At 69.3% G+C, this 24407-nt stretch carries 27 protein-coding genes and 1 tRNA gene; 9 read left to right on the forward strand and 19 right to left on the reverse strand.

The genetic code is table 11. From position 1 onward, the window contains the following. The 10 genes from ACFY2B_RS11730 to ACFY2B_RS11775 form a co-directional block, all read right to left on the reverse strand. Positions 1-575 (reverse strand): hypothetical protein (locus ACFY2B_RS11730; RefSeq protein ID WP_390762975.1); only part of this gene is annotated, 575 nt, incomplete at its 3' end. 89 nt (positions 576-664) lie between these two features. Then, positions 665-1327: a hypothetical protein gene (locus ACFY2B_RS11735; RefSeq protein WP_390762976.1), complete on the reverse strand. Its 663-nt coding sequence runs from the start codon at positions 1325-1327 to the stop codon at positions 665-667. Continuing rightward, positions 1324-1893, reverse strand: a complete 570-nt coding sequence (locus ACFY2B_RS11740; RefSeq protein WP_390762977.1) for a hypothetical protein — start codon at positions 1891-1893, stop codon at positions 1324-1326. Before ACFY2B_RS11740 ends, ACFY2B_RS11735 begins: the two co-directional genes overlap by 4 nt. A 498-nt stretch (positions 1894-2391) precedes the next feature. Then, the gene (locus ACFY2B_RS11745; RefSeq protein WP_390762978.1) at positions 2392-3297 is read right to left on the reverse strand and encodes an endonuclease/exonuclease/phosphatase family protein; all 906 of its coding nucleotides are present in this window, start codon (positions 3295-3297) and stop codon (positions 2392-2394) included. A gap of 41 nt (positions 3298-3338) precedes the next feature. Next, positions 3339-3431, reverse strand: a tRNA-OTHER gene (locus ACFY2B_RS11750). Positions 3432-3903: 472 nt separating this feature from the next. Continuing rightward, entirely contained in the window at positions 3904-4155 is a 252-nt protein-coding gene (locus ACFY2B_RS11755) for a hypothetical protein (RefSeq protein WP_390762979.1), read from the reverse strand. A 95-nt stretch (positions 4156-4250) separates the two neighbouring features. After that, positions 4251-4679 carry a DUF6415 family natural product biosynthesis protein gene (locus tag ACFY2B_RS11760; RefSeq protein WP_390762980.1) on the reverse strand — a complete coding sequence of 143 codons (429 nt, stop codon included), beginning with the start codon at positions 4677-4679 and terminating at the stop codon, positions 4251-4253. Next, complete coding sequence (locus ACFY2B_RS11765; RefSeq protein WP_390762981.1) at positions 4676-5209, reverse strand: hypothetical protein; 534 nt, start codon at positions 5207-5209, stop codon at positions 4676-4678. The genes ACFY2B_RS11760 and ACFY2B_RS11765 overlap by 4 nt, the downstream gene beginning before the upstream one ends. Then, positions 5206-5604 (reverse strand): hypothetical protein, encoded by a 399-nt coding sequence (locus tag ACFY2B_RS11770; protein WP_390762982.1) that lies wholly within the window; start codon positions 5602-5604, stop codon positions 5206-5208. Before ACFY2B_RS11770 ends, ACFY2B_RS11765 begins: the two co-directional genes overlap by 4 nt. Positions 5605-5791: 187 nt before the next feature. Then, complete coding sequence (locus ACFY2B_RS11775) at positions 5792-7030, reverse strand: helix-turn-helix domain-containing protein (protein WP_390762983.1); 1239 nt, start codon at positions 7028-7030, stop codon at positions 5792-5794. 1005 nt (positions 7031-8035) lie between these two features. Here ACFY2B_RS11775 and ACFY2B_RS11780 point away from each other — a divergent pair. Then, positions 8036-8272, forward strand: coding sequence for a hypothetical protein (locus tag ACFY2B_RS11780; protein ID WP_390762984.1), 237 nt, complete (start codon positions 8036-8038; stop codon positions 8270-8272). Positions 8273-8426: 154 nt separating this feature from the next. Here ACFY2B_RS11780 and ACFY2B_RS11785 read toward each other — a convergent pair whose 3' ends face one another. Continuing rightward, on the reverse strand, positions 8427-10031 hold the full coding sequence (locus ACFY2B_RS11785; RefSeq protein WP_390762985.1) for a FadD3 family acyl-CoA ligase: 1605 nt from the start codon (positions 10029-10031) through the stop codon (positions 8427-8429). A 147-nt stretch (positions 10032-10178) separates the two neighbouring features. Between ACFY2B_RS11785 and ACFY2B_RS11790 the strand changes: the two genes are divergently transcribed. The 3 genes from ACFY2B_RS11790 to ACFY2B_RS11800 are packed head-to-tail and all read left to right on the forward strand — an operon-like array spanning position 10179 to position 12548. After that, positions 10179-11339 (forward strand): lipid-transfer protein, encoded by a 1161-nt coding sequence (locus ACFY2B_RS11790; protein ID WP_390762986.1) that lies wholly within the window; start codon positions 10179-10181, stop codon positions 11337-11339. 7 nt (positions 11340-11346) lie between these two features. Beyond that, the gene (locus tag ACFY2B_RS11795; protein ID WP_390762987.1) at positions 11347-11775 is read left to right on the forward strand and encodes a Zn-ribbon domain-containing OB-fold protein; all 429 of its coding nucleotides are present in this window, start codon (positions 11347-11349) and stop codon (positions 11773-11775) included. Then, on the forward strand, positions 11772-12548 hold the full coding sequence (locus ACFY2B_RS11800; protein ID WP_390762988.1) for an enoyl-CoA hydratase/isomerase family protein: 777 nt from the start codon (positions 11772-11774) through the stop codon (positions 12546-12548). The genes ACFY2B_RS11795 and ACFY2B_RS11800 overlap by 4 nt, the downstream gene beginning before the upstream one ends. Before the next feature lie 543 nt (positions 12549-13091). Here the strand turns inward: ACFY2B_RS11800 and ACFY2B_RS11805 are convergent. Beyond that, the gene (locus ACFY2B_RS11805; protein ID WP_390763278.1) at positions 13092-13490 is read right to left on the reverse strand and encodes a VOC family protein; all 399 of its coding nucleotides are present in this window, start codon (positions 13488-13490) and stop codon (positions 13092-13094) included. A gap of 123 nt (positions 13491-13613) precedes the next feature. Between ACFY2B_RS11805 and ACFY2B_RS11810 the strand changes: the two genes are divergently transcribed. Beyond that, complete coding sequence (locus ACFY2B_RS11810; RefSeq protein WP_390762989.1) at positions 13614-14687, forward strand: helix-turn-helix transcriptional regulator; 1074 nt, start codon at positions 13614-13616, stop codon at positions 14685-14687. Between the two features lie 272 nt (positions 14688-14959). On the opposite strand, the gene ACFY2B_RS11815 is transcribed toward ACFY2B_RS11810, so the two are convergent. Together ACFY2B_RS11815 and ACFY2B_RS11820 are read right to left on the reverse strand one after the other, a co-directional pair. After that, positions 14960-17338 carry a PQQ-binding-like beta-propeller repeat protein gene (locus ACFY2B_RS11815; RefSeq protein WP_390762990.1) on the reverse strand — a complete coding sequence of 793 codons (2379 nt, stop codon included), beginning with the start codon at positions 17336-17338 and terminating at the stop codon, positions 14960-14962. A 224-nt stretch (positions 17339-17562) separates the two neighbouring features. Further along, positions 17563-18294 (reverse strand): VOC family protein, encoded by a 732-nt coding sequence (locus tag ACFY2B_RS11820; protein ID WP_390762991.1) that lies wholly within the window; start codon positions 18292-18294, stop codon positions 17563-17565. Positions 18295-18428: 134 nt separating this feature from the next. Between ACFY2B_RS11820 and ACFY2B_RS11825 the strand changes: the two genes are divergently transcribed. After that, entirely contained in the window at positions 18429-19064 is a 636-nt protein-coding gene (locus tag ACFY2B_RS11825) for a TetR family transcriptional regulator (protein ID WP_376533871.1), read from the forward strand. 141 nt (positions 19065-19205) lie between these two features. Here ACFY2B_RS11825 and ACFY2B_RS11830 read toward each other — a convergent pair whose 3' ends face one another. From ACFY2B_RS11830 to ACFY2B_RS11850, 5 genes are all read right to left on the reverse strand, one after another. Next, positions 19206-20525 (reverse strand): hypothetical protein, encoded by a 1320-nt coding sequence (locus ACFY2B_RS11830; protein WP_390762992.1) that lies wholly within the window; start codon positions 20523-20525, stop codon positions 19206-19208. Positions 20526-20762: 237 nt separating this feature from the next. Beyond that, entirely contained in the window at positions 20763-20981 is a 219-nt protein-coding gene (locus ACFY2B_RS11835; RefSeq protein ID WP_390762993.1) for a hypothetical protein, read from the reverse strand. Beyond that, positions 20978-21484, reverse strand: coding sequence for a hypothetical protein (locus tag ACFY2B_RS11840; protein WP_390762994.1), 507 nt, complete (start codon positions 21482-21484; stop codon positions 20978-20980). The genes ACFY2B_RS11835 and ACFY2B_RS11840 overlap by 4 nt, the downstream gene beginning before the upstream one ends. Then, a complete protein-coding gene (locus ACFY2B_RS11845) occupies positions 21481-22359 on the reverse strand; it encodes a hypothetical protein (protein WP_390762995.1) in 879 nt (292 codons plus the stop codon). The genes ACFY2B_RS11840 and ACFY2B_RS11845 overlap by 4 nt, the downstream gene beginning before the upstream one ends. Further along, on the reverse strand, positions 22356-22610 hold the full coding sequence (locus tag ACFY2B_RS11850) for a hypothetical protein (RefSeq protein WP_376533743.1): 255 nt from the start codon (positions 22608-22610) through the stop codon (positions 22356-22358). The genes ACFY2B_RS11845 and ACFY2B_RS11850 overlap by 4 nt, the downstream gene beginning before the upstream one ends. 104 nt (positions 22611-22714) lie before the next feature. Here ACFY2B_RS11850 and ACFY2B_RS11855 point away from each other — a divergent pair, with 104 nt between their 5' ends. From ACFY2B_RS11855 to ACFY2B_RS11865, 3 genes are read left to right on the forward strand one after another with little or no spacing between them, the layout of a single operon-like run. Further along, positions 22715-23554 (forward strand): Scr1 family TA system antitoxin-like transcriptional regulator, encoded by an 840-nt coding sequence (locus ACFY2B_RS11855; RefSeq protein WP_390762996.1) that lies wholly within the window; start codon positions 22715-22717, stop codon positions 23552-23554. Next, positions 23551-23769: a DUF397 domain-containing protein gene (locus ACFY2B_RS11860; protein WP_390762997.1), complete on the forward strand. Its 219-nt coding sequence runs from the start codon at positions 23551-23553 to the stop codon at positions 23767-23769. Before ACFY2B_RS11855 ends, ACFY2B_RS11860 begins: the two co-directional genes overlap by 4 nt. Before the next feature lie 53 nt (positions 23770-23822). Then, the gene (locus tag ACFY2B_RS11865) at positions 23823-24044 is read left to right on the forward strand and encodes a DUF397 domain-containing protein (protein WP_390762998.1); all 222 of its coding nucleotides are present in this window, start codon (positions 23823-23825) and stop codon (positions 24042-24044) included. Positions 24045-24407: the final 363 nt, after the last annotated feature.

The raw sequence follows: 24407 nt of genomic DNA on the forward strand, positions 1-24407 counted from the left end.
GGTCCGATGCGGGGAATGCCCTGGAGCGCAGTGACCAGATCGGCGGCGTCCAGGCGTTCCCATTCAGTGTGGTGCTGCTGGTAGTCGGCGGCGGCTGCTTGCAGGGCAGTGCGGTGGAATTTCGCTCCCATGCTGGCGAACTGCTGGTCATCCAGGGCCAGGACGCCCGCGGGTGTGGGCGCGACGGCCAGCTCACCGAACGGGCCCGGAACGGTCGTTCCGACCGTTCGGCACCAGAGGCGGTAGAGCCTGCGAGCCTGGTCGGCGCGTACGACCTGCCGCAGGATCGCTGTGCTGATCGCGTCCCACAGCCACGGGTTCGCCAGCCGCTGGGTGACCCCCAGTTCGGACAGTCCGGCGCGCAGCTCGGCGGGGGCCGCGGCGGGCAGACAAGCGGGGTCTGTGGGGACGAATGCGGGCTTGACGTCCTCGGTGCCGGACACACATTCCACGTGCAGGCCATCGCGGTCGTGGACGAGGATCCAGAGGCCGGAGGACGTAGTTACCGCACGTGCGCGAGAGCCCTCCTCGTGGGCGTGCCAGGCAGGGTGATCGGTCGTCAGAACGCCGGTCATGGGTTGCTCCTCACGTTGTGCTCTTGGGCTCGCCGTAGCCTCTCGCGTCACGAGGGCCCGGTGTGTAGCAGCCACGGAGATCGAGGGCATCAGTTGATGAGGCGGCGTCGAATGAGGTAGTCGCGCATCATCATGTACTCGTCGACCGTGGCCGGCCGGGACTCGACGGCCTGGTCACCTGGCTCGGCGGGGGCAGGCCAGGTCTCCATGGGCGGCATCAGTTCTTCTGCCGCATGGGAGAGCTTCTTGCGGCGCGGGCCGCGCACGAACAGGGTGACGGTGTCCGGTTCCATCACTGCCTGGTGCACCATCGTGTGATCCAGCGTGTACGCGCTGCCGGGCCGCTCGATCGTCACGATGCCGGGTGTGAGGTCGGAACCGGTGAACGGGCCGTCCCGTCCGTTGGTGCGGCGGCGTACGACGTGGACGTAGCCGCCGGTGAGAATGCGGGTGGCGAACGCGTAGCAGTGATCGTGAGGGACACGCTGATTGTCCGGCCGGGGGTTCATGTTCAGGCGGATCTCGAAGCCACGGTCAGGCGCTTGGTACAGCGAGAGCCGGTTGAGCAGGAGCGTGACGCGGCTCTCGGCCAGCCGCTCGGGGTCGTGCCGGACTTCGCCGACGAGCCGGGTGAGCAGACCTTGGTCGGTCGCGAGCCGGTTGAGCAAGGCGCGGCTGATGCGCTGTACTTCGCGCAGGTCCGGGATGTCCAGGGACGGCACGCCCGCCAGCCATGCGGACGCGGCCTTCATGAGCGGTCACCTGCCGCAGTGCCATGCCTGAGCCCTTCAAGCGTCCGATAGACCCGATACACGGCGGCCGCGTACTCGTCTTCGGTCAGCGGTTCCCCAGACCGCGGAGTGGGCAGCACGGTGGCGAGGACCTGCACACCGTCGGGACTGCTCTGTGTCGCGCAAAGCGTGTCCGGGTGCACTGCGAAGACCTGCTCGGGGCCGAAGCTGCGCGCGTACTGGGGGCGGCCGGCCAACGAATCATCGACCTCCTGATACATCTCCACCGCCACAGTGCCCGCGATGGTCAGGACAACGGAGGTGGTCAGTACCGGCCACGGTTCCATGGCGGAATGGGAGGCCACGCGAAGGTAGACGCCGCGGCCGTCGGGCGCGGGAAGAGGCAGGTAGACGTAGCCGTGGGCAAGGAATGCCTGTACACGCTGGTCCGTGATCGTCTCCACAACGCTCAGCACCCGCGTGGCGAGGGGCCCCAGCCAGCCAGCGGTGGCGGAGACGGGGATCTCGCACGGATCAGGCCCTTGACCGAGTAGCCGGTCCACGAAGGCGGGAAGTAAGGCGTCCACGAGTTCGCTCCTTGGGTGACGTAATGGCTCCTGACGGTCCAGACCTTGCAGGTCCCGGCGCGGGGCGATATCTCTTCGTGGGGGAACGCGAATCGGATGCTCGTCCCCGCGCCGGGGGTTGTGCCTGCCCAAGGGCCTGGGACGGATGTCACCGGGCCACCGGGCAGGGGTCTATGCGGTGCCGGTCGGAATCGACTGGGTCAGCTGTTGCACTGGATGCAGGGCCACGTTTTCCCCTGGGGGTCCGTCACCTGGCATGAGCTGCTGCCGCACCACGAGCAATTGGTGCACGACAACTGAGCCAATTTCATGATCAGATTCTTCATTTTATTTCCTCTTCCTTTTCTTGTTGCTGTGGTGCTGGACCCGGTCGGCTGTCTACCGTCACGTAAACAGCCAATCGGGGGCGTGCCCACCCCTGCCAGGATTCCGAATCGCCATGGGGGATGGATTCTCGGTGACGTCCGGCAGGGACGGAGTCTCAGCGGCTCTTCGACGTTAGGCTGTCCCCAGTAGAGACTCCGAAGTCAATACCTGATTCAGTCGTTCCTGGTAGAATCGGAGGATCAACAGGGAGTGATCGCCTACTTTACGGGTTTCGGTGGTATCGATTACCTCGATATCTTTAACCGCGCTGGCTATACCACCCGCCCCGTATGGCCGGTCAATACGCTGCGGCCCACCCTGCTCAGGCTTCTCATGTCCGGCGGTGGCGGCTAGTGCTAACTGCGCATCGATTCCCGGGATGTGGTCGGCGGCATGGCGAGCGAGATCGACATACCCGGCGTCGATAAGGGTGCCGTCGGGGCGGGTGTCGGAGTGCCGCTGTCCGTACTCCAGGAAGGTGCGATGCACCATGTGTGCCCGGTCGCTGAGCTTCGGCCAGTCCGGCAGGCTGATCCACTCGGATTGCCTCGGGTAGCTGTTGGTATCGCCGGCGGCGATGGTGACCATGCCCGGTGCTGCCAGCCTTGTGAGCCACTGTGCTTCTCTGAGTCGCTGGTCCGCGTCGTCGAAGCAAAGATGGAAGGAGACGAGATTGAGAGGCACCGGACAGCCCCTCAAAAAGACCTTCACGTGGCATGGGTGCAGATACCAAGGGTTTCTGACAGGCCGTTCCTCTGCTATCTCGAACAGGTCGCGGCGTACATACACGGCAGTGGCAATGTCGGCATCAAGATCCGGATTCGGCTCGGACAGAAAGCCGTGCAGCTTCAGGCGTCTCGCAGTGGAGTTCTTAAGGCGCTGGCCGCGTTCGCGGCTGTGCTTGGCTTCCTGCTGCAAGAAAATGTCCGGCTCATAGGGAGCGAGGATATCAAGAGCCCGCTCCCTGTTTTCTTGATGTCGGCCACCATCTGCCTCGATGTTCCATACGGCGACGGTGACGGTGTCGGCGTTTAACATGCAACCTCTGCCCTAGACGAAGCTGGGTAATTATTTCTGGGTCCCCTTGCCCGGAATTGAACCGGGTGCCTGTGCCGACGCGGCCGTTCGGATGATCGCGAGAAAGCACTGCTCTACCAGTGAGCTACAAGGGGTTCGGTCTTAAGTTGTGAAGCTGCTCGGGCTGTGCCTGATTGAGCTATAGGGGGTAGTTGGCGCCGATACAAAGTCTGTTTCCCTCCCCGTGTGACGGGAGTAGCGCAGGGCCAGTGCGCTCTACACAGGGGAGGGAATTTGCCCTACTCCACCAGGAGGTTTCCTTGGGCGAGGAACCAGAATGGTCATCCGGTGGAGTAGGTGTCTTATGTTTGACTCATCCACGTAGCGCCAAGGCAGAAGCAGAAAAATCCACCAATCGCCACCACCAGCAAAATACCGACGATGTCTTGGATAACCCTGAACACTGCGAAACTCCTTCGCGTCTTCCTGTGTCGGTGGTCCGGCCGAGGTCTTCAGGGCCACCGGCACAGGTATCTATGTGATACCGACCGGGGTGCGATTCTTGTGCGGTTTTCACCGCTCTGTTGCCGATGTGCTGAAAGGTCCAGGAACCGGGCGGGGTCTGGGCTACTCCTCGTCGAACTGCCAGGAGTGCAGGCAGTCGTGGCCGAGGAACAGGGTGCAGGGCTCGCTCTCCTTGCCGTCCGGCCGCGTCGGTTCGCAGTCCTGACAGTTCTTCAGCTCGACGAACTCGCACGGTCCGTCGTCGCGCCAGCGAATCCACAGGCTGGTCGCGTCGTCGATCTCGTCGATGTAGTCGGCGTGGTCCCCGGAGATGTGCGCTTCCAGCTCGCAGCCGGCGGGCGAGAGCAAGTACATCGACCACTCCCCATCAGCACCGGGGATCCGTTCCAACTGGCGTTCGAGCTCGTCGCGCGGGACACGCGTGGCTGCGCGGCACCTCATGGGCCACATCACGCCGCCTCTTTCAGACAGCCGACGACGACAAGGAGCTCCAGCAGCCCGTTGACGCACCGCGCCATCCGACGCACGTGCCCCACCGCGGTCCAGCGGTCGTCGGCCATTCCCTCGGCGCACAGGACACGGGCCCGCCCAATCAGGCAGTCAGCCGTCTGGTCCTTGTGACCGGCCTCGGTGGCGACGGCGATGTCCACGAGCCGCAACAGGTGGCCGCGAAGCCGCCGGGTGAGTTCTTCGATGTCTTCCTTACCCGGTACGACATCGACCAGGACCGCGCCGACGTCATCGAGGACCGCTCCGCCATCGAACGGCGCCCACTGCCGCACTTTCTCCAAGACGCCGGCCAGGGACTCCGCGTCCAGGGGCGGCGTCCACGCCGGGACGGGCCGCGTCCACCGGGGGACGATGGCCGCGGCAGTCACGACTGATCCCGGGCGGACCGGTCGTCCAGCACCTGGCGCAGGCGGTGCGGATCGACGTACCTGAAGGCGACGACGTCCGGAGCTGCCAGCCAGTACGGACCCGGCGGCTCAGTACGGTCGAGCACGGGGACCCCGACGTAGTGGCCCAGCCGACCGTTCCTGCCGAGGCATTCCACCCCGGCATCAACGAGGCGGGAGGGCCATCCCCGGTCGGTTCCTGGCGGCACCATCACGTACAGGCAGTCTCGGTAAGGATCGCAGAACACCGGACCAGCCAGCCGTAACCGCTTGAGCGTCACGCGCATCGCGTCGGGAGGCGTGCCGACATCAGCATCAGGGTCCAGCACGGTGTACGGCAACCGCACGGCATCCCAGGCAATCCCGGCAGTCAGCAGTACCACATCGTGAGCCCAGTCATCGTCAATCACCGTAGTCGCCGACCGGTGCAGCCAAGCTTCCGCAGCGGCGCGGCGTTCCTGAGGAGTGCCGAACGGCGTCTGCACGCTGAGCGACGTGCCGGTGGCGGTCACCGAACGCGTCCTTCGTCAGGGCCTGTCTCCTCAGCGAGGAACGCGCGGTGCTCGCTCAACCAGTCGTCCAGGCTCAAACCGCTGGGCGTACTGATGCAGTCGAGGCGCGACGTGGTCACGAGCCCCTGGGCCTGTCCGCTGGTGATGAGCTGTTGGGCCTGAGGCCAGTTGGGGCGGTCGCTGAGCGGGACGTCGGCTGCCGTGCGGTCGATGACTACACCCGCGACCGCCCAGTCCCTTACGTGAGCGTAGCGACGGAGCCGGGCGATGACGCTCTCCGGGTCCTCGCTGGGCCCGAGGCGCGCGTAGAGCGCGACCGTCGCTCTCCGTGTGAAGCCCGCGGCTAAGTCGGCGATGGTGCGACGCCTGAAGGAATCTTCGGGGGTCCTGGTCATAGCCGTAACAGTGCCGCTACACAGCGTGCCGGTACAGAAAGGGGGCGGACGACTTTGAAAGCCCGTCAGACTCCAAGTCGTCCGCGCAAGAGGAGCGTTGGGGTCAATCTGGAGGTAAGTCGTCTGCCACGGACGACTTCACTCAACGCACTGCTCCAGGTCGTCTGTCACATACCAATTTGAACGGTCATAGTGCTGTCCGCCTCGTGGCTGGCAAGAACTCCTGTGCCCCGGTTGGTGATACGCCGATCAACTCCGACACACGCCGAAGGCGGGCCGTCGACGCTTTGCCGATCTTCTGGACGATCACGCCGGGCAAGGTCTGATGACGGGCCCAGTCCGGGTTCTCGCGCAGCGTCGTCTCAAGCGTGTCCAGTGAGGCATCCCACATCTTCGCGTCGGCCTGCGCCATCGCCTTGTCCATGGCGTAGCGGTTACGGGCTGCCTCGGTCAGCGTAGACACGTCTTGAATGGATCCGATGAGGGCGAGCGCCTTGCCAGTCTGTCCCAACGCTACGTTGACGCCCACGGCCTGAGTCGTCGCGCTGACCGGTCCGAACAGGGTGCCATGCGCACGTACTTCACGGCCCATGCGTGCGCCGGTGGCATGCGACTGCGACAGGAAGTCTCCGGCCCGTTCCTTGTCCCCCATTCGGCTCGCCACGACCGCAGCGAAATTCACGTGCGACCCGTATGCGGTCAGCTCCTCCGATGTCGCCTGGGAGAAACGTGGCTCGATGTCCACCGCCGACTTCTCCGCCAGCGCCAGGGCCTCCGGCAATCGCGCGTCCCTCAGATACACCCACGCCCGGCCCGATCCGACCAGGGCCACCCGCATGTCGTCCGCAGCCCGCTCAGCCGCCTGCTGGGCGTGCCCGATTGCCGCGTACGCCAAGTCGCGGGCACCCATCAAATTCGCCACGTACGCGGCAACGCGGTAGGCGTCAGACAGCACCCCCCACCCCTGGGCCTGTTCGTCGGCGGTTTGTTCGTGCAGGCGAACGGCTGCCGCGGTGAGGAACGGCGCGGCGAGGGCGCCAGCCTGTACGTACTGCCCCTTCCAGTACAGCTCCCAGCACCGGTCAGTTGTCTCTTGCAGTTCTTCGAACGTGGCTGCTTCGCCCGCGTCGGGGAGTATGCCGGCGGCAGTGTCGTGAACCACCCGCGACAGCTCACGGATCACCGAACGGTCCCCTTGAGCAAGCGCCCGGCGCGGTGCTTGCTGGCCGAGGATGACCGAGGTATCCACGCTGAGGGCGTCGGCGATAGCGAGGAGAGTGGGCAGAGACAGCGCCTTGTCCTGTTCTGCTTTCTGGATGGTCACCACCGACAGCCCTGTCATCTCGGCAAGATCGGACTGCCGGATGTCGCGGCCTCGGAGGATCTTGATTCGTTCGCCCGTGCTGTAGTCGCTCCACTGGGGCATACTCGACTCCGTTTCTAGCGTCCACTAGGAACGGTACCCCTGCCCATCCGGTGGGAGACCTGGAAAAGCTCTTACGTCACTGTGACGTGAGGGGCTTTCAGCACAGCTCCCTCGGTGACATCCAGACGCAGCCCGAAGGCTTGACGACAACGCAGGGCAGGAACGCGGCTGGGCTGCGGGCCGCTCAGGAGCCGGTACAGTCCGATCGGCAGTGAACGAGGAACAACGTCCCGTCCTCCCGGCTGCTGCTCCGTCGTCGTAGCTTGCACCGGACGTCACACGCCAGGGTTAGTACGGCAACCGCATTTGAGGGTTGTGGCCTCGGCGTTTGTAGTGGGATCGGCGGGCTCGGGCCTGGCTGCGGCGTCGGAAGTGTGACCAGCGCAGATGGTGCTCGTTGTTGTGGTGGCAGGGCTTGACCAGGTGGCCTATCAGGCGGCGGATCTCCGGGACGCTCAGGGGTATCAGCTCTTGCTCGTCGTCTACGCTGCCCCTTTTACGGCTTCTTCGGCACGGACGGCTGTCAGATAGGCGAGAGCTGCCGTGGCCAGGGTGATGTGCCGGTACCACGCGCGGTAGAGCCTGACCTGGTAGTGGTCCAGGCCGCACTCGTTTCGTTACGCGCGAACGGCTCGAACACCTCCGCCGCGAACGCCTCCAACTCACCACGCACCACAGCTATCTCGTCAGGAGTCACAACTCCTCAACGCCACACAGAACCCGAAAGACACGCAACACCACAGCCCACCTGACCAAGCACTACTAGTTGTCCGACCGCACCCCCCTGGCCAGGGAACCCTTCCCCGCAGACCGTGCCGGTCGTTCAGCATTCGTTTATCCCGACCCGGCACCCTCGTACCTGTCAGACCGTCGCGTCGGGGGGCAGACGGTCCGGTCCGGAGCCAGAGCGGTTATCGTGCGGCTTCGAACGCCCGTCCGGCAGCCCTCGGGGGAGCTTCCGGGCGGGCGTTGTTCACTCCTGACCACAGCAGAGGACTCAAGCGCATGAGCGACACGAAGAAGAACGCGGACGCCGCTCCAGCGGACAACCACATGCCGAGCGAGCCGAAGTCCGACGCGACCGTCACCACGCTCGACAACCACATGCCGAGCGAGCCCAAGTCGGACGCGACCGTCACCACGCTCGACAACCACATGCCGGCCGAACCGGCCAAGGACGTCATCACGTCCATGGACAACCACATGCCCGCCCCGCCCGCCCTGGGCCTGGACGGCAAGTAGACCTTCTCCACACGGGGATCGGCCGCGGCGGCGCGGAGGGGAGCCGCCGCGGCCGAAGTGTGTCCGGGAGCGGCGGGCGGTCTCCGGGTGGTCGGCGGCGACGACGGCGACCGGCTCGCCGTGGCGCCGTCGCGCCGGTCCACGCCGGGCCGCGTCACCGCCCCCGGCGCAACTCCCCCTTCACCACCTTCCCGCTCGCGTTCCGCGGCAGTTCCGTCACGAACTCCACCGACCTCGGCACCTTGTAGTTGGCCATCTCGCGGCGGGACCAGGCGATCAGGTCGTCGGCGGTGAGCCGGGCGCCCGCGCGGCGTACCACGAACGCCCTGCCGACCTCGCCGAGCCGCGCGTCGGGGACGCCGATGACCGCCGCGTCGGCCACGTCCGGGTGCAGGCCGAGGAGTTGTTCGATCTCCGCCGGGTACGCGTTGAAGCCGCCGACTATGAACATGTCCTTGATCCGGTCGGTGATCCGGAGGTTGCCGGCGGCGTCGAGGACGCCCACGTCCCCGGTGCGCAGCCAGCCGTCCGGCGTCAGCGCCTCGGCCGTGGCCGCCGGGTCCTGGTAGTAGCCGCGCATCACGGTGAAGCCGTCGACCAGCACCTCGCCGGGGGTGCCCGCGGGTACCGGCGTGCCCGCCGGGCCGGCGACCCGGACCCGGGTACCGGGGATCGCCCGGCCCGACGTCGAGGCGATCACCGCCGGTTCGTCGCCGCGGCGGCACATCGTCACCATGCCGCTCGCCTCCGACAGCCCGTACGCCGTCAGGACCGTCGCCACGCCGAGTTCGCCCCGCAGCCGTTCCACCAGCCGCAGCGGCACGACCGCCGCGCCGGTCACCACCAGGCGCAGCGCCGACAGGTCGTGGGTGTCGCGGGCCGGGTGGTCGAGCAGGGACTGGAGCAGGGTGGGCGGGCCGGGCAGGACGGTGATCCGTTCCGCGGCGATGTTCGCCAGCGCCGTGTCCACGTTGAACACGGGCTGCGGGATCATCGTCGCGCCCCGGGTCAGGCAGGCGATCACGCCCGCCTTGTAGCCGAAGGTGTGGAAGAAGGGGTTCACGATGAGGTAGCGGTCGCCGGTGCGCAGGCCCGCGAGGTCGGCCCAGATCTCGTAGGTCCGCAGCGACTGGGCGTGGGTGATCATCGCGCCCTTGGGGTGGCCGGTGGTGCCCGAGGTGAAGATGATGTCGGAGAGGCTGCTGCCGTCCAGGTGCGCGGCGCGGGCGTGCAGTGCGGCCCGGCCCACACCCTCCCCGCCCGCCAGGAAGTCCTTCCAGGTCCGGAAGTCGGCGGGGGCGTCGTCGGCGAGGACCACGACCTCCTCCAGCGCGGGCAGGCCGGGCAGCGGGCCCGCGGTCCCGGTGCCCTCGGCCGCCGCCCGGCGCAGCGAGGCCACGTAGGAGGTGCCGAGGAACGTACCGGTCACGAACAGCAGCCGGGCCCCGCTTCTCCGTAGTACGTCCGCCGCCTCCGCCCCTTTGAAGCGCGTGTTGAGCGGGACGAGGACCGCTCCGGCGGACACCGCGCCGAGCGCGGCGACGATCCAGTCGAGGGAGTTGGGCGCCCAGAGCGCCACCCGGTCGCCGAGCCCGATGCCGCGGGCCACACAGGCCGCCGCCGCGCGATCGACGCGGGCGCCGAGTTCCGCGTACGAGACGCGGGTGCGGCCGTCGACCACCGCCTCGGTGTCCGCGTACCGCCGCGCCGCCGCGCGCACCAGGTCCGGGATGCTGCTCCACTCCATGTCACCGCGCACGACCGCCTCCACGGGCCTCCCGACGCATAGCTGACTGTCCGTCAGATTAGCTGTAGCCTGACGGACTGTCAGCAGAGCGGCAGCGCGACGGCGGTCCGGCACTCCGGGCCGCCGCCGGGCGACCAGCGTGCGGAGGTGCGTGCACCAATGACAGGAAACGGCCTGAAGGACGCCACCGCGATCGTCGGCATCGGGCAGACACCGTTCGCCAAGCACCTGCCCGAGGACGAGAAGGCCCTCGCCTGCCGGGCCGTCCTCGCCGCCCTCGACGACGCCGGGATCGCTCCCGGCGAGGTCGACGCGCTCGCCTCCTACACCATGGAGGAGACCGACGAGGTCGAACTCGCCAAGGCGGTCGGCTTCGGCGACCTCACCTTCTTCAGCAAGGTCGGCTACGGCGGCGGCGGTTCCTGCGCCACCGTCGCCCAGCTCGCCGCCGCCATCGCCGCCGGGCAGGCCACCGTCGGGGTCGCCTGGCGCTCCCGCAAGCGCGGCAGCGGCCCCCGGCCCTGGACCAACACCACGGTCCAGCTCCCCACGCCCGCCCAGTGGACCCGCCCCTACGGGCTGCTGCGCCCCGCCGACGAGATCGCCATGCTCACCCGCCGCTACCTGCACGAGTACGGCGCGACCCGCGACCACCTCTTCAACGTCGCCCTGGCCTGCCGCAACCGCGCCAACCAGAACCCGGCCGCGGTGATGTACGAACGGCCGCTGACCCGCGAGATGTACATGACCTCCCGCTGGATCAGCGAACCGCTCTGCCTCTTCGACAACTGCCTGGAGACCGACGGCGCGCTGGCCTGCGTCGTGGTCTCCCGGGAACGCGCCCGGGACTGCCCGCGCACCCCCGTCTACGTCCATTCCGCCGCCCAGGGCCTGCCCGCCCAGCACCACGGCATGGTCAACTACTGGAACGACGACCCGCTGACCGGCCCGGCCTGGACCGCCGCCCGGCACCTGTGGAAGCACGCCGACCTCACCCCCGACGACGTCGACGTCGCCCAGATCTACGACGCGTTCACCGCGCTCGTCCCGCTCTCCCTGGAGGGGTACGGCTTCTGCGGGCGGGGTGAGGGCGGCGCGTTCACCGAGGGCGGCGCGCTGGAGACCGGCGGACGGCTGCCCCTCAACACCGGCGGCGGCGGCCTTTCGGAGGCGTACGTCCACGGCTTCAACCTGATCACCGAGGGCGTGAAGCAACTGCGCGGCACCAGCACCGCCCAGGTACCGGACGCCGCCACCTGCCTGGTCACGGCGGGTGAGGGCGTGCCGACCTCCGCCCTCCTTCTGACGAACAGGAGTTGAGACCGACGTGCTTTCCCCCGTCATCGACGCCGACGGCGCACCCTTCTGGGAGTACGCCGCCCAGGGCGAACTCCGCGTCCAGACCTGCGCCGGCTGCGACGAACCCCGCTTCCCGCCCCGTCCCTGCTGCCCGCACTGCCAGTCCTTCGCCCACGAGTGGCGGGCGACCTCGGGCCGCGGCCGGATCTGGTCGTACGTCCTGCCCCATCCGCCGCTGCTGCCCGACTACGCCGCCCTGGCGCCGTACAACGTGATCGTCGTCGAACTCGACGACGCGCCCCGGATCCGGCTCGTCGGCAACCTGGTCACCGGGCCGGGGGCGCCGATCGACTCCGTACCGCCGGACCGGATCCGGATCGGGGCCCGGGTGCAGGTCGTCTTCAGCACCCAGGGCGACGGCACCTGCCTGCCCCAGTGGACCCTGGAGCGCCCGTGACCGCGGTCCGGGTCACCACCGACGCGGACACCGGCGTCGCCGTCGTCACCCTCGACCGGCCGGACCGGCTCAACGCCATCGACCTCGCCATGGCGGACGAACTCGCCGCCGCCTGGCGGGCGCTGCGGTTCGACGACACGGTGCGGGCCGTCGTCCTCACCGGGGCCGGCGAACGGGCCTTCAGCACCGGCATCGACCGGGACGTCGTCGTGCCGCAGCCCTCCTCGCCGTACATGCAGGACGATCCGCTGCTGACGATCGGGCCGAAGGCGAACGACCTGTGGAAGCCCGTCGTCGCCGCCGTGGCGGGCCTGGCCTGCGGCGGCGCCTTCTACCTGCTCGGCGAGGCGGACTTCATCGTCGCGGACACCACCGCCGTCTTCTTCGACCCGCACACCTCCTACGGCATGGTCTGCGCCTACGAGTCGGTGCTGATGGCCCAGCGGATGCCGTACGGGGAGGCCGCCCGGATGATGCTGATGGGGACCGCCGAGCGGCTCTCGGCCCGGCGGGCGTACGAGATCGGCCTGGTCTCCGAGGTGACCGGGCCCGGCGGGGCGACGGCCGCCGCGCGGGAGTGCGCCGCCGTCATGGCCGGCCATCCGGCGGAGGCCGTGCAGGGGACGGTACGCGCCCTGTGGGCGACCAGGGAGGCGGCCCTGGCCCAGGGGTTCGCCCAGGCCCCGCACCTGGTGACGCTCGGCAACCTGCCCGCCGACCGCCAGGCGGAACTGTTCGCCGACCGCCGCCCGGACGGCTTCCGCACCCGCTGAGGACGCCCGGCCGTCACCCCCTTCCGGCCGTCATCCCTGCTGCCCCTGGCCGGCGCAGCCGCCGCCGTGCCCGCCGAAGCCGCCGGAGGGCATGCCCGAGGGAAAACCGCTCGGCCTGCCGGACGGGAACCCGCTCGGGCGCCCGGACGGGAACCCGCTCGGCCTGCCGGAGGGGAAGCCGCTCGGCCGCCGGCAGGCCGACTGCGACTGTCCCCCGCCACCGCCACCACCACCGGACGTCGAACTCCCCGAGGAACTCCCCGAGGAACTCCCCGACCCGCAGGCCGCGAGCAGCAGAGGTGCGACGGCCAGCAGGGCGGCGGCAGGGAGGACTCGGACACGCTTCATGACGGGGCAACTTCCGCAGGAGTCAGGGGGCAGCAGGAGCAGCAGGGGGCAGCAGGGGGCAGCAGGGGGCAGCAGGGGGCAGCAGGGGGCAGCGGCAGGAATCACATCAGCGCTCGCTGTGCCCAGCCTGGGCGGCGGGCAAAGGGAGACCCAGGAAAAGACCAGCCCGACCCCTTGTTTCCGACCCCTCCCGGATCACCGTGCGAACTTCTCGACGGCCGCCGGGGTGACGGGGGTGAAGAAGTTGACGAGGTTGCCGTCGGGGTCGCGCAGCAGCAGCGACCGGTTGCCCCAGGGCATCGTGGTCGGCTCGGTGACGAAGTCGTCGACGAATTCGGCCAGCTGCCGGTGGACCCGGTCCACGTCGTCCACGAGGAATTCGGTGATCACGCTGTGGTTCTCCGCCGGGCGGGCGGAACCCGGGGCGAACAGCGGGACGGTGCGGGTGCCGGCGATGGCGAGGGTGGCGTGCGGGGTCCTGAGTTCGGCGAAGTCCTCGGTGGACCAGGCCGCCCGCACCCCCGTGGCCAGCTCGTAGAACTCGACGAGGCGGGCGACGTCGCCGGTGATGATGCGGATCGAGACGAAGTCCATGGTGCTCATGGCGCTGATCTCCTTGACTGAGGGAACCGATCGGCCGATCGGCCGATCGGTCGCCTCGCAGGCTAGGAGAAATAGCGGACAGTTTCGGTCCAGTATGCGCGCTAGGGTGAAGACATGTCCCGTCCCGCAGGCCGCGTACTGACCCTCCTGGAACTGCTCCAGTCGGGCGGCACCCGGACCGTGGCGGAACTCGCCGACCGGCTCGGCGTCGAGGGACGCACCGTGCGGCGGTACGTGGACCAGCTGATCGACCTCGACGTGCCCGTGGAGTCGGTGCGCGGCCGGTACGGCGGGTACCGGCTCGGCCCCGGCTACCGGCTGCCCCCGCTCATGTTCAGCGACGAGGAGGCGGTGGCCGTCCTGCTCGGCCTGCTCGCGGGCCGCCGGGCGGGACTGATGACCGCGCAGGACACGGCGAGCGAGACCGCGGCGGCGAAGATCCGGCGGGTGCTGCCGAAGCACGTCGCCCGCCGGCTCGACACCCTGCTGGAATCCCTGGCCTTCACGGACCGGCCCGGCCCGTTCGCCGCGCCGGACGCCGGGGTTCTGCTCACCGTCGCCGACGCGGTGCGCCACCGCCGGCCGGTCTCGATCAGGTACGCCGACCGCGACGGCCGGCGCAGCGAGCGCACGCTGCACGCGTACGGGATCGTCGCCCACGCGGGCCACTGGTACGTCACGGGCGCGGACGCCGGGATCGGCGAGGAGCGGACCTTCCGGCTCGACCGCATCGCGGACGCGCGGACCCTGCCCGGCTCGTTCGAGGAGCCCGCGGGCCCCTCACCGGCACAGCGCGTCCTGTCCGGGTTCGCCACCGCCGCGTACCGGCACGAGGTGACCCTGCGCATCCACGCGACGACGGCCCAGATCCGGGCCCACCTGCCCGCCACGGTAGCCACCCTGACGGAACACCCACCCGCGACGCCCGAGAACCGGGAGGCGCCCGAGAACCGGGAGGCGGACGAGGACCGGGCGGACGCACGCTGGCTGCGCGTAGAGCTACGGGTGGAACGGCTCGACTGGCTCCCCGCGGTACTCGCCGCACTCGACCGCCCGTTCGTGATCGAACGCCCCGAGGAACTACGCCCCCTGGTAACCGCACTGGCCAACCGCCTCACAACAAACGCCCAACTCCCATCTGACCCCAAAGCCACACCAGAAACCGCACGCTCAACCCCACCCCCATAAGGGGCGCGGGGAACTGCGCGAAACCCCCCACCACCCGCCACCCAAAAAACAACCCCACCCCTCCCAGGGGCGCGGGGAACTGCGCGAAAACCCCCACCCCACCCGCACCCGACAAACAACCCGACAAAGGGGCGCGGGGAACTGCGCAAACCCCCCACCATCCCGCACCCGACACACAACCCCACCCAGGGGCGCGGGGAACTACGCAAAACCCCCCACCCCACCCGCACCCAAAAAACAACCCAATCCGCCCAACCCAGCGGAGCGAACCGTCACGACGTCCGAGCCGTCCCCGTCCCCTTCTCCGCGTCCAACGCGTACACGCACCGGTCCTTGCTGCACGCGTAGACCACCCCGTCCGTCACCACCGGGGAGCCGGTGATCTCACCCCCGGTGGCCAGCTTCCAGCGCAGTCGGCCGTCGTCGGCCTTGAGCGTGTACAGCAGATGGTCGGTGGAGCCGAAGTGGATCCGGCCCTCGGCGACCGTCGGGGAGCCGACGATGTCGCCGCCCGCCTGGAAACGCCACTTGGGCGTGCCGGTGACCGCGTCCAGCGTGTACAGCCCCTTGCCGCTGCCGACGTGCACGTGGCCCCCGGCGACCAGCACCGGCTCGATGGACGACCGGGCCTCGGTGGCGATGCGCCAGCGGTCGCGGCCGTCGGCGGCGTCGAGGGCGTAGACCGTGCCCAGGTAGTCGGCCAGGTAGATGCCGCCGCCGGTGACGGCGGGGCCGGGCACGAAGGCCGGCGGGCAGAGGAAGACCGCCGGGGCCTCGAAGTGCCAGCGGACCATGCCGCTCGCCACGTCGACCGCGAGGACGCGGGAGCCCGCGGAGACGTACACACAGCCGTCGGGGGCGTGTGTCAGCCGTACCGGGACCCCGCCGCAGGAGGCGGCGTCACCGATCGGGTACGACCAGCGCTCCTCGCCGGTACGCGCCTGGAGGGCACGCAGCCGGGCGTCCTGCCAGATGAAGACGGTGCCGTCGTGGACGACGGGTCCGGCCTCCGCCTCGGGGGACTCGAAGTCGGTCTGGCAGCCGCTGGTCTCCCACAGCTTCCGGCCGTCGGTCGCCTCCCACGCCTGGACGCCGCCGCCGCGGGTGCCGGTGACGACCGTGCCCCGGTCGACCTTCAGCGAGTACACCCAGGCGTCCGTGGACAGCCGCCACAGGTCGGCGCCCTCGCGGGCGTCCAGGGCAAACAGCGTGGGACCGTCGGAGGCGTGGATACGGCCGTCGGCGACCGCCATCGCCCAGGCCACGTCCCGGGTCTTGAAACGGCGGCGGCCGGTGGCCACGTCGAGCGCGTGCACCTCGAAGGAGGTGACGTAGACGAGGTCGCCGGCCACGGACGGGGTGCCCCAGACGTCGTTGGACATGCGGAAGCGCCAGGGCCGCCAGCCCGCCGCGGTCTCCGGCGGTGCGGCCGGAGCCGCCGGTACGGCGGGGTCGGCGCCCGTGACGCCGGTGCGGGGGCGGGACCAGTGGGCGGTCAGGCCGGCCTCCGGCGGGGGTGCCTTGACCGCGGCGGCGCGGGCGTCGACGACCCGGGGGCCGGGGCCGATGGGCACCTGGCCGCCGGCCAGCCGGACCGGACCGGCGTCGGGGGCGGGCGCGGGGCCGGGGACGCCGGTGGGGCCGGGGGCCGACGGGACGACCGGGTCGTACGAGGGCGGGGGCGGGGGCGGCATCGCGGGCGCCGCGGGCCGGCCTCCGCTGCGCGGACCGGCGGGCGCGGGCTTGACCGCGGGCCGCCCGCCGCGCCGGGACTCGATGAGGGCCACGGCCTTCTCGGGCAGCCACGCGGACGCGGTCCCGCTGTCGTCGGAGCCCGAGCCGAACAGGTGCGGGGCGAGCTGGGCCTGGAGGTCGGCCGGGTTGGGCCGGCCGGTGGCCTCCATCTGCATGCAGGACTCGATCAGCGGGCGCAGCTCGTCCGGCAGGCCCTTCAGGTCGGGGCCCTCGCGCAGCAGCATGAAGACGGTCTCGACCGGGTTGGCGCCGTGGAAGGGCGGATGCCCGGTGGCGGCGAAGACGAGCATCGACCCGAGGGAGAAGACGTCGCTGGCGCCCGTGACGCTGCGCGAGTCCTTGGCCTGCTCGGGGGACATGTAGGCGGGCGTGCCGACCGCGACGTTCGTCATGGTCAGACGGGTGTTCGACACGCCGGAGGCGATGCCGAAGTCGATGACGCGGGGGCCGTCCTCGACGACGAGCACGTTGGACGGTTTGAGGTCGCGGTGGACGAGACCCGCCCCGTGGATGGACTGGAGCGCCTCGGCGACGCCCGCGGCGAGCCAGCGGACGGCCTGGGCCGGCAGCGGCCCGCAGTCGTTCACTATTTCTTCCAGGGAGGGCGCGGGCACGTACGCCGTGGCCAGCCAGGGCACCGCGGCCCGCGGGTCGGCGTCGACGACCGCGGCGGTGTAGAAGCCGGACACCGCGCGGGCCGCCTCCACCTCGCGCGTGAACCGGACCCGGAAGAGCTGGTCCTCGGCCAGCTCTGTTCGGACCGTCTTGATCGCCACCCGGCGCCCGGACGCCGAGCGGGCGAGATAGACCAGCCCCATGCCGCCGGCACCCAGCCGCCCCAGCACTTCGAACGGCCCGATCCGCCGTGGGTCGTGCTGTGTCAGCTGATCCACCACTTGCCTGCCACCTCCCCGTACGGGCCGCGCCGCCTCCGTGTGTGTACGCGACCCCGTGCAGCGTCTCACCACCGCACCGCTGTGGCGGCACGCACCCCGATTCTTCCTGGCGCGGGCACAGGTTGCGAACCCGGCGACATCCGGGGTGTCTCGTAACAAGTGAGACATTCCTTCGATATGTCAGGGCTCCGGCAGGATGTCAGCGCTCCGGCAGGGCCGGGATGTCAGCGCTCCAGCAGCGCGAAGGACGCCCCTTGGTTGTCCGTGACGACGGCCACCCGACCGTACGACGCCTCGAAGACCGGCGCCTGCACCCGGCCGCCCAGCCGTTGCACCGCGCCGAGGGCCGCCGCGCAGTCGGCCACCCGGAAGTGGACGAGGAAGTGGGGCGGCATCTCGGCGGGGAAGACGTCGGAGACGGGGGCGCGGCCGAAGTCCGGCTCGGCGTCGGTGCCGAAGAGGGCGTCGTGGAAGAGACCGCCGTAGAAGGCGTTCGCGGCCTCGGTGTCCCGGGTGTACAGCTCGGCCCAGACGAACGTGCCGGTCTCGTGCCGACGCCCGAATCCGCGGTGGCGGCGGGTCTGCCACAGGCCGAAGACGGCGCCGTCCGGGTCGGCGGCGAGGGCGGCCGTGCCGAGGTCACCGACCGGCTCCGGGGGCGTCACGACCTGCCCGCCGACCGCGATGATCCGTCCGCAGAGCCGCTGTGCGTCGGGCGTCGCGAAGTACAGGGTCCACACGGTGGGCATCCGGCCGTCCGCCTTGTACGTGAGCCCGGCGACCGGCGAGCCGTCCTTGCACCCCCACACCGTCGACTCGGACGCGGGTGTGACCTCGTCGAAGGTCCATCCGAACAGCTCACCGTAGAACCGCCTGCCCGCCGCCAGGTCGGGAAGCTGTGCGTCCACCCAGCACGGGACGCCCTCTGCGTACACCGATGCCCTGTTTTCGGCCATGCCGTCAAAGTAACCGCGTCCCGCGCACCCCGCAGACCAGGCACACCACTCTCCGTACTCGTATGCACCCCATTTGCAGTCGGCCGAATCGCGCTCCGATCACCCCTCGGTAAGCTGACGGCATGACAGGACAAGTGCGTACCGTCGACGGCCGCGTGGCCGGCCGGCGTGGGCAGGCGACCCGGCAGAAGCTGCTCGACTGCCTCAGCGAGATGCTCAGCTCCTCCCCGTACCGGGACGTCAAGGTCATCGATGTCGCCCGGAAGGCGGGCACTTCGCCCGCGACCTTCTACCAGTACTTCCCGGACGTCGAAGGTGCCGTCCTGGAGATCGCCGATCAAATGGCCGCCGAGGGCGCGGGGTTGACCGAGCTGCTGGCGGGGCGGTCCTGGGCCGGCAAGGCCGGTTGGCAGACCGCGCAGGAACTCGTGGACGGGTTCCTGGACTTCTGGCGCAAGAACGACGCGATCCTGCGGGTCGTGGACCTCGGCGCGGCCGAAGGGGACAAACGGTTCTACAAGATCCGCATGAAGATCCTCAACTCGGTGAACAACTCCCTCTCCGAGTCCATCGCCGAACTCAAGGCGAAGGGCCGGGTCGACAAGGACGTCAACCCCGCGGCGGTCGCGGGCTCGCTGGTCGCGATGCTCGCCGCGGTGGCCTCGCACCAGAAGGGCTTCCAGTCCTGGGGCGTCAAGCAGGCCGAGTTGAAGCCGAACCTGGCGTTGCTGATCCATCTGGGCGTGACCGGCAAGAAGCCCACGAGGTAGGCCGCTTCTTAGGCACGTTCTCTTATCGGCGCCCCAAGTCCTGTCTGGCGGGCGGTGGTTCACTCGTCTCGGGTGGGCCACCGCCCGTCGTGTCATGCGGACCCGCCCGCCGCGGTTCCAGAGAGGCGAGAGACCGAGGGGTCACCGCTTGGGTGCCACCCTCGCAGCCCGGGAAGCGGCTGCCACTCCCCCCGCCGGACCCGCCGGACCCGCCGGGGGCGGGGTAGTCCGGGGCTGCTGCCAGGTGGGGGTGAGAGCCATCACCGTGGCGGCGTCCACCGGTGGGACAGGGCCGCGGTCGGATCCCCGACCGGACTGCGTCTGTCCTGTTCCGGGAGACATCTGTCCTGTTCCGGGAGAAAATCGGGCCGGGCTGTGGAGCGCGGCGTCGATACTGTTCGAGAGGCTCGGCCCAGCATCGATGGCAAGCAATTCGCCATAGCCGGAGACATCGCTGGAGACATCGCCGGAGACATGGCCGGAGACTGGCCGGCGCCCGGTTCCGGGTGCGTGGCGATCGGCTGGAATTCCCGCGGACTCCCCTGAACCCGGCAAGACCGCGGAGTCACGTACTGCACCATTCCGCATGGGCAGCAGCGGCACTTCCGCATGACGCTCCGCCGCGACGCGCTCCGTCACCTCGGATCCGATGATCACGCCGTACGAGATCGCTTCCACTGTCGCGGATGCCGCACGAACGATATCGATGGACTTGTGAGTGAGTACGCCATCGAGCACACCGGAACTCCCTACGGCATAGCCGACCGCTCCTGCCATGTTGAGGATTCCGCCGAACATCTTGCCGTAGTTCGGTTTCGGTAGGTTCTCGTCCGGATTTTTGTATGCCCGCACGCATACCCGGAGTTCGTCGAAAAATGCTTGCGCCCCGACGAGCCCGTTGATCGCAAGCCCCGCCGCATACCATGGCTTGCTCTGTATGCCGGTGCCATAACCCTGAAGCATGTAGGAGTATCCCTCGCGCCCGGCGTCCATCGCCCGCCTGGCGATGGAAACCCTGGCCCGTTCCGGATCCCCGGAGGATCCCTCTATGACCAGATAGGCTCCGCCCGCAATTTGTGCACCGGCCCCCGCCACGGCCGGACCGACCGCCCCCACGTTGGACGCTGCGTACACGCCGAGCCCCGCCATATTGGCAATCCCGGCGCCAACTTTGTAGTAATTAAGGTTCGAGTTCTCCTCGTCCTGCGCCCACCGTACGACCTCTTCCAGGACGGCCTTGGCTCCCACGTCCCCGTTCACGCCGACTCCGATGGCGTACACCATGGGACTCTGCGCAAAAATACCGGCCGCCTGTATCGCATGCGGAGCCCCCTCAAGACCGGATTTCCCCACGATCTCCGCGATGGTTTTCCAGGGTAGCTCCGCAATGGTCTTCCGAGTCAGCTCGATGCTGGATTTCCAAGGCGATGCGAGATAACGGACCACATGTGAACCCGCCACGACCGTCCTCCCCTACCTGATCCTCAATTCCGGTGCATCACGCCACCTCAGAAGACGTGGGAGCCCACGCTCACGGCTCATGCACTTGCGGCTTCCATACACGGAAGGGGTTTTTATTAACGGCTTCCGAACAGAAGCACGGCAGCGCCGACTGACCGACCCTCGTCCGTCCCGTCGCCCGTCCCCTCGTCCATCCCGTCGCCCGTCCCGTCATACGTCCATCCGTCCGTCGTCAGGTCAGCCCTCCCGCCGGGGAAGTCCCGGGGTGTAGCCCCGCACGTGTTCCGGGCAGGTCCACACTTCGAGTCCGGGTCCGCTTCCGGTGTCGATCCACTCGACGAGTACCGCTTCGGCGGTCTCGCGCAGGCAGCGCGCGCAGACCCGGGTCCGGGCCGGGGGTTGGGCCGGAGTCCCGGCCGGGGTACGGGCTTTGTCTTCGGGTGCCCGGCGGGTCATGCGGTCGCCTCCGTGGCGGGGGATGTGGTGGTGAATGTGGTGGTGAAGGCGGAGAGGGGGAACGGGGCACCGTCGTAGGTGTACGGGTAGTCCACGCCCAGCGCGGCGAGGGCTGCCGCGCGCCGTCGTTCCCAGGTGACGGCCGGGGGTGGGGCCGTCGGTGCGGCGAGGACGTAGGGCCGGACGAGGCGTACCTCCTCACCCCTCAACGGGGCATGCCGGGCGCGGACGTGGTCGGGGATCGGGGTGGACCAGGCGTAGGCCCTCGGACTCCGGCCGGCGGGTCGCGGGGGGGTCTCGGGCACGGGCGGGGTGGTCTCGGATACGGGCGGAGGGGTGGGGGGCGGTACGGCGGACAGGTAGCGGGCGCTGTGGCGGCCCGGCCGACGCGTGCGGCGGGGACGGCGGTGGCGGCGGGAGCAGCGGGGGACGAGGACGGAGACCGCCCTGGAGAAGGCGCGGGTGATGGCCTCGCGGATGGTCGTGGCGGTGCTGTGGGTCATCGGCGGGGTACGCCCCAGTCGTTCAGGCGTTCCGCGACCCAGGTGTGGCTGACCTGGAAGGACCGGGCGAGGGAGGTGATGGACTCGCCGTCCTGGTAGCGGGTGATCACGTCGGTGCGGTGGTCGGTGAACTCAGCCTGTGCGGCGCGTACTTCGGCTCTCGTCCGGCGGGGCATGCGCCCGCGGAAGAGGCGCCTGGCGGGGCGGCGGTGCAGGTGGGCCTCGTAGCGCTGGCGGCGCGGGACGCCCCATTCGTCGAGGCGGAGGGCGAGCCAGTGGGGGGTGACGCCGTACGCGTCGGCGATCCGGGCCAGCGGTTCCCGGGAAAGGTACCGCTCGATGACCGTCTCCTTGTCCGCCCGAGCGAACTCGCGCGCTGCGGCCTTCTCGGCGGGGGTCGTGCGGCCCATGGGCCTGCCTCCAGAGGGTCTCGGCGGGTCGGCGGGCCGTACGGAGAGGATGAACGTGCCGCCCGCGTCGGGTACCCGGACCACCAGCGGGCGCCCGCCCCTGATGCGCTCGCGGGCGGCGCACTGCTCGTCGGGGTCGGTGACCCACGCGCGCAGCTCGGTGGGACAGTCGGGCACGGGTACGGGCACCGTGCGCATCGCCGGCCGCACCCAAGCCGACCGGGCCGGGTCCGGGTCAGGGTCCGGGTCCAGCCGGTCCGCGATCCGCAGCGCCTCGCCGCACAGCCAGCGCAGCGCCAGCACCGGGGAGGCGGTCCGGTAGGCGCCCAGGACGTACTGCACGGTCCCGGCGGTGCCGAACACCGGCCCCACGGCCCGCACCTCCGCCCGGTAGCCCGCGGGCGCGGACCGTGACCTGCCGCTCGCGCCGGGCCCGCCCGTCACCTCGCCCGCGGGTGCGGTCACAGCACCTCACCCCGGCTGCGGGCGTTCGCGCGGGCGGTCTCGGCGCGCAGTCGCTGCGCGGGGCTGGCCGGGTGCGCGTCGGCCGGGGCAACGGTCCACTCCCGCCCGCCTGTTACGGCGCGCAGATACCAGAGTCCACCCAACTCCCCTCTAAATTCGCCGACTTGTTCGTCAGGGTCCACCAATAGCGTGCCGGTGGGCGGTACCTGCGGAGGCTGCTGCCACTTGGTGGGATCGTTCTTGACGGGCACGACGACTCCTCTCTGTAGCGACTCCGCTACCGGGTGGATTCAGCGTGACCCACAGTTGGAAACCCTTCAAGTAATCGAGATTGAAGGAAGGTCTTGGTGGTGACATGGTCAACCGCAAGGAGTTGAACCCCGAGAGGAGCCCGCAGGCGGCCTACGGGGCACGTCTGCGCAGCTTGCGAGAGAAGCGTGGGTGGAATCAGGAGGAGCTGGCCGAACGTCTGGAATATTCCAGCCAGCATATTTCGGCCGTGGAAACTGCTCGCAAACCGCCGACCCTTCCCTTTTCGCGCAAAGCCGACGTCGTCTTCGGGACGGCCGGGAGCACCAACTCACTCGAACGCGAGTGGCGTGACTTGCGCCACGGCAACCTCCTGGAGGGCTTCACGGAGTACGTCGGGTACGAGGGCCGGGCTGTGGAGATCCGGTTGTACGAGATCGGGATCATCCCTGGTCTGTTGCAGACACCGCAGTACGCACGGGCGCTGGCCGACGCCGCCCTGCAACGCGGGGCGATCACTCCCGAGCAGGCCGCCGAGCGCGTTTCGTTCCTCGCGGAACGGCAGGCGCTCCTGGAGCGGGAGCGTCCGCCCATGCTGTTCCTGGTGATGGACGAAAGCTGCATCCGCCGCCCCATCGGCAGTCCGGGAATCATGAACGCTCAGCTTGAGCGACTGATCGAGTTCGCCGCCAAGCCCAACACCGTGCTCCAGGTCGCGCCGTTCGACATAGGAGAGCGTCGCTATCTCAACCTGCCGGTCAACCTGCTGACGCTGTCGGACCGGTCCGTGATGTGCTACGCGGAGTCCCAGACCCAAGGGCATCTTGATCGCGAAATCGCCTCTGTGGTGCCCATCTTGACGGCCTACCATCAACTACAGGCCGAAGCGCTGTCGCAAACGGCATCCGTGTCCATGATCAATCAGTTACGAAAGGGCATCCTGTGACGACCGAATCCCCCCGCTGGTTCACGTCCTCCTACAGCGACAACGGCGGCAACTGCATCGAGGTCGCCACCAACCTCGCCGCGCCCCACGGCCTCGTCCCCGTCCGCGACTCCAAGAACCCGGACGGCCCGGCCCTCCACCTCCCCACCCACGCCTTCACCACCTTCGTGACAGGCGTCAAGGCCGGAGACCTCGGCACCGTCGGCACCGTCTGACCACCGAGTCCTCCCCTCCCTCCCGTGATCGACCAGCAACGAAAGGGCACCCCGTGACAACGGAACTTCCCCGCTGGTTCACGTCCTCCTACAGCGACAACGGCGGCGACTGCATCGAGGTCGCCACCAACCTCGCCATCGCCACACCGCACGGCCACGGCCACGTCCCCGTCCGCGACTCCAAGAACCCGGACGGCCCGGCCCTCCACCTCCCCACCCACGCCTTCACCACCTTCGTGGCAGGCGTCAAGGAGGGGGAGTTCGGCACCGTATGACCGCCCGGCCGCCCGGCCGGAGGGCCCCGCCACGCCTGAACTCACGACGTTCGTGTCCACGGCGCGGCGGGGCCTCCCGCACCGACCCGGGGCGGACAGGCTCATCGACTTCCTTGGCCAGGCCCATCGCTGCCGTCACGGTGCCCCCAGGCCAGGTGCGCCTACACCTCAGTACGTCCTCCGGGCGGTGCCGGCCGGCATCCGGCGGACACGTGCCAACGGCCGGACCCGCCCGCCCCCTTGCAGTCCACGAGCCGCTTGACAGCGTTGGTCATCGAGTGCAGCCTTCGCCCCTGGCTGTACGGACAGACCGTGAAAGGAGCGAAGGCGAGTTGCCGTTTTCACAACAAGATCTCGGACATC

The organism is Streptomyces sp. NPDC001270, assembly GCF_042896695.1.
Classification (GTDB): Bacteria; Actinomycetota; Actinomycetes; order Streptomycetales; family Streptomycetaceae; genus Streptomyces.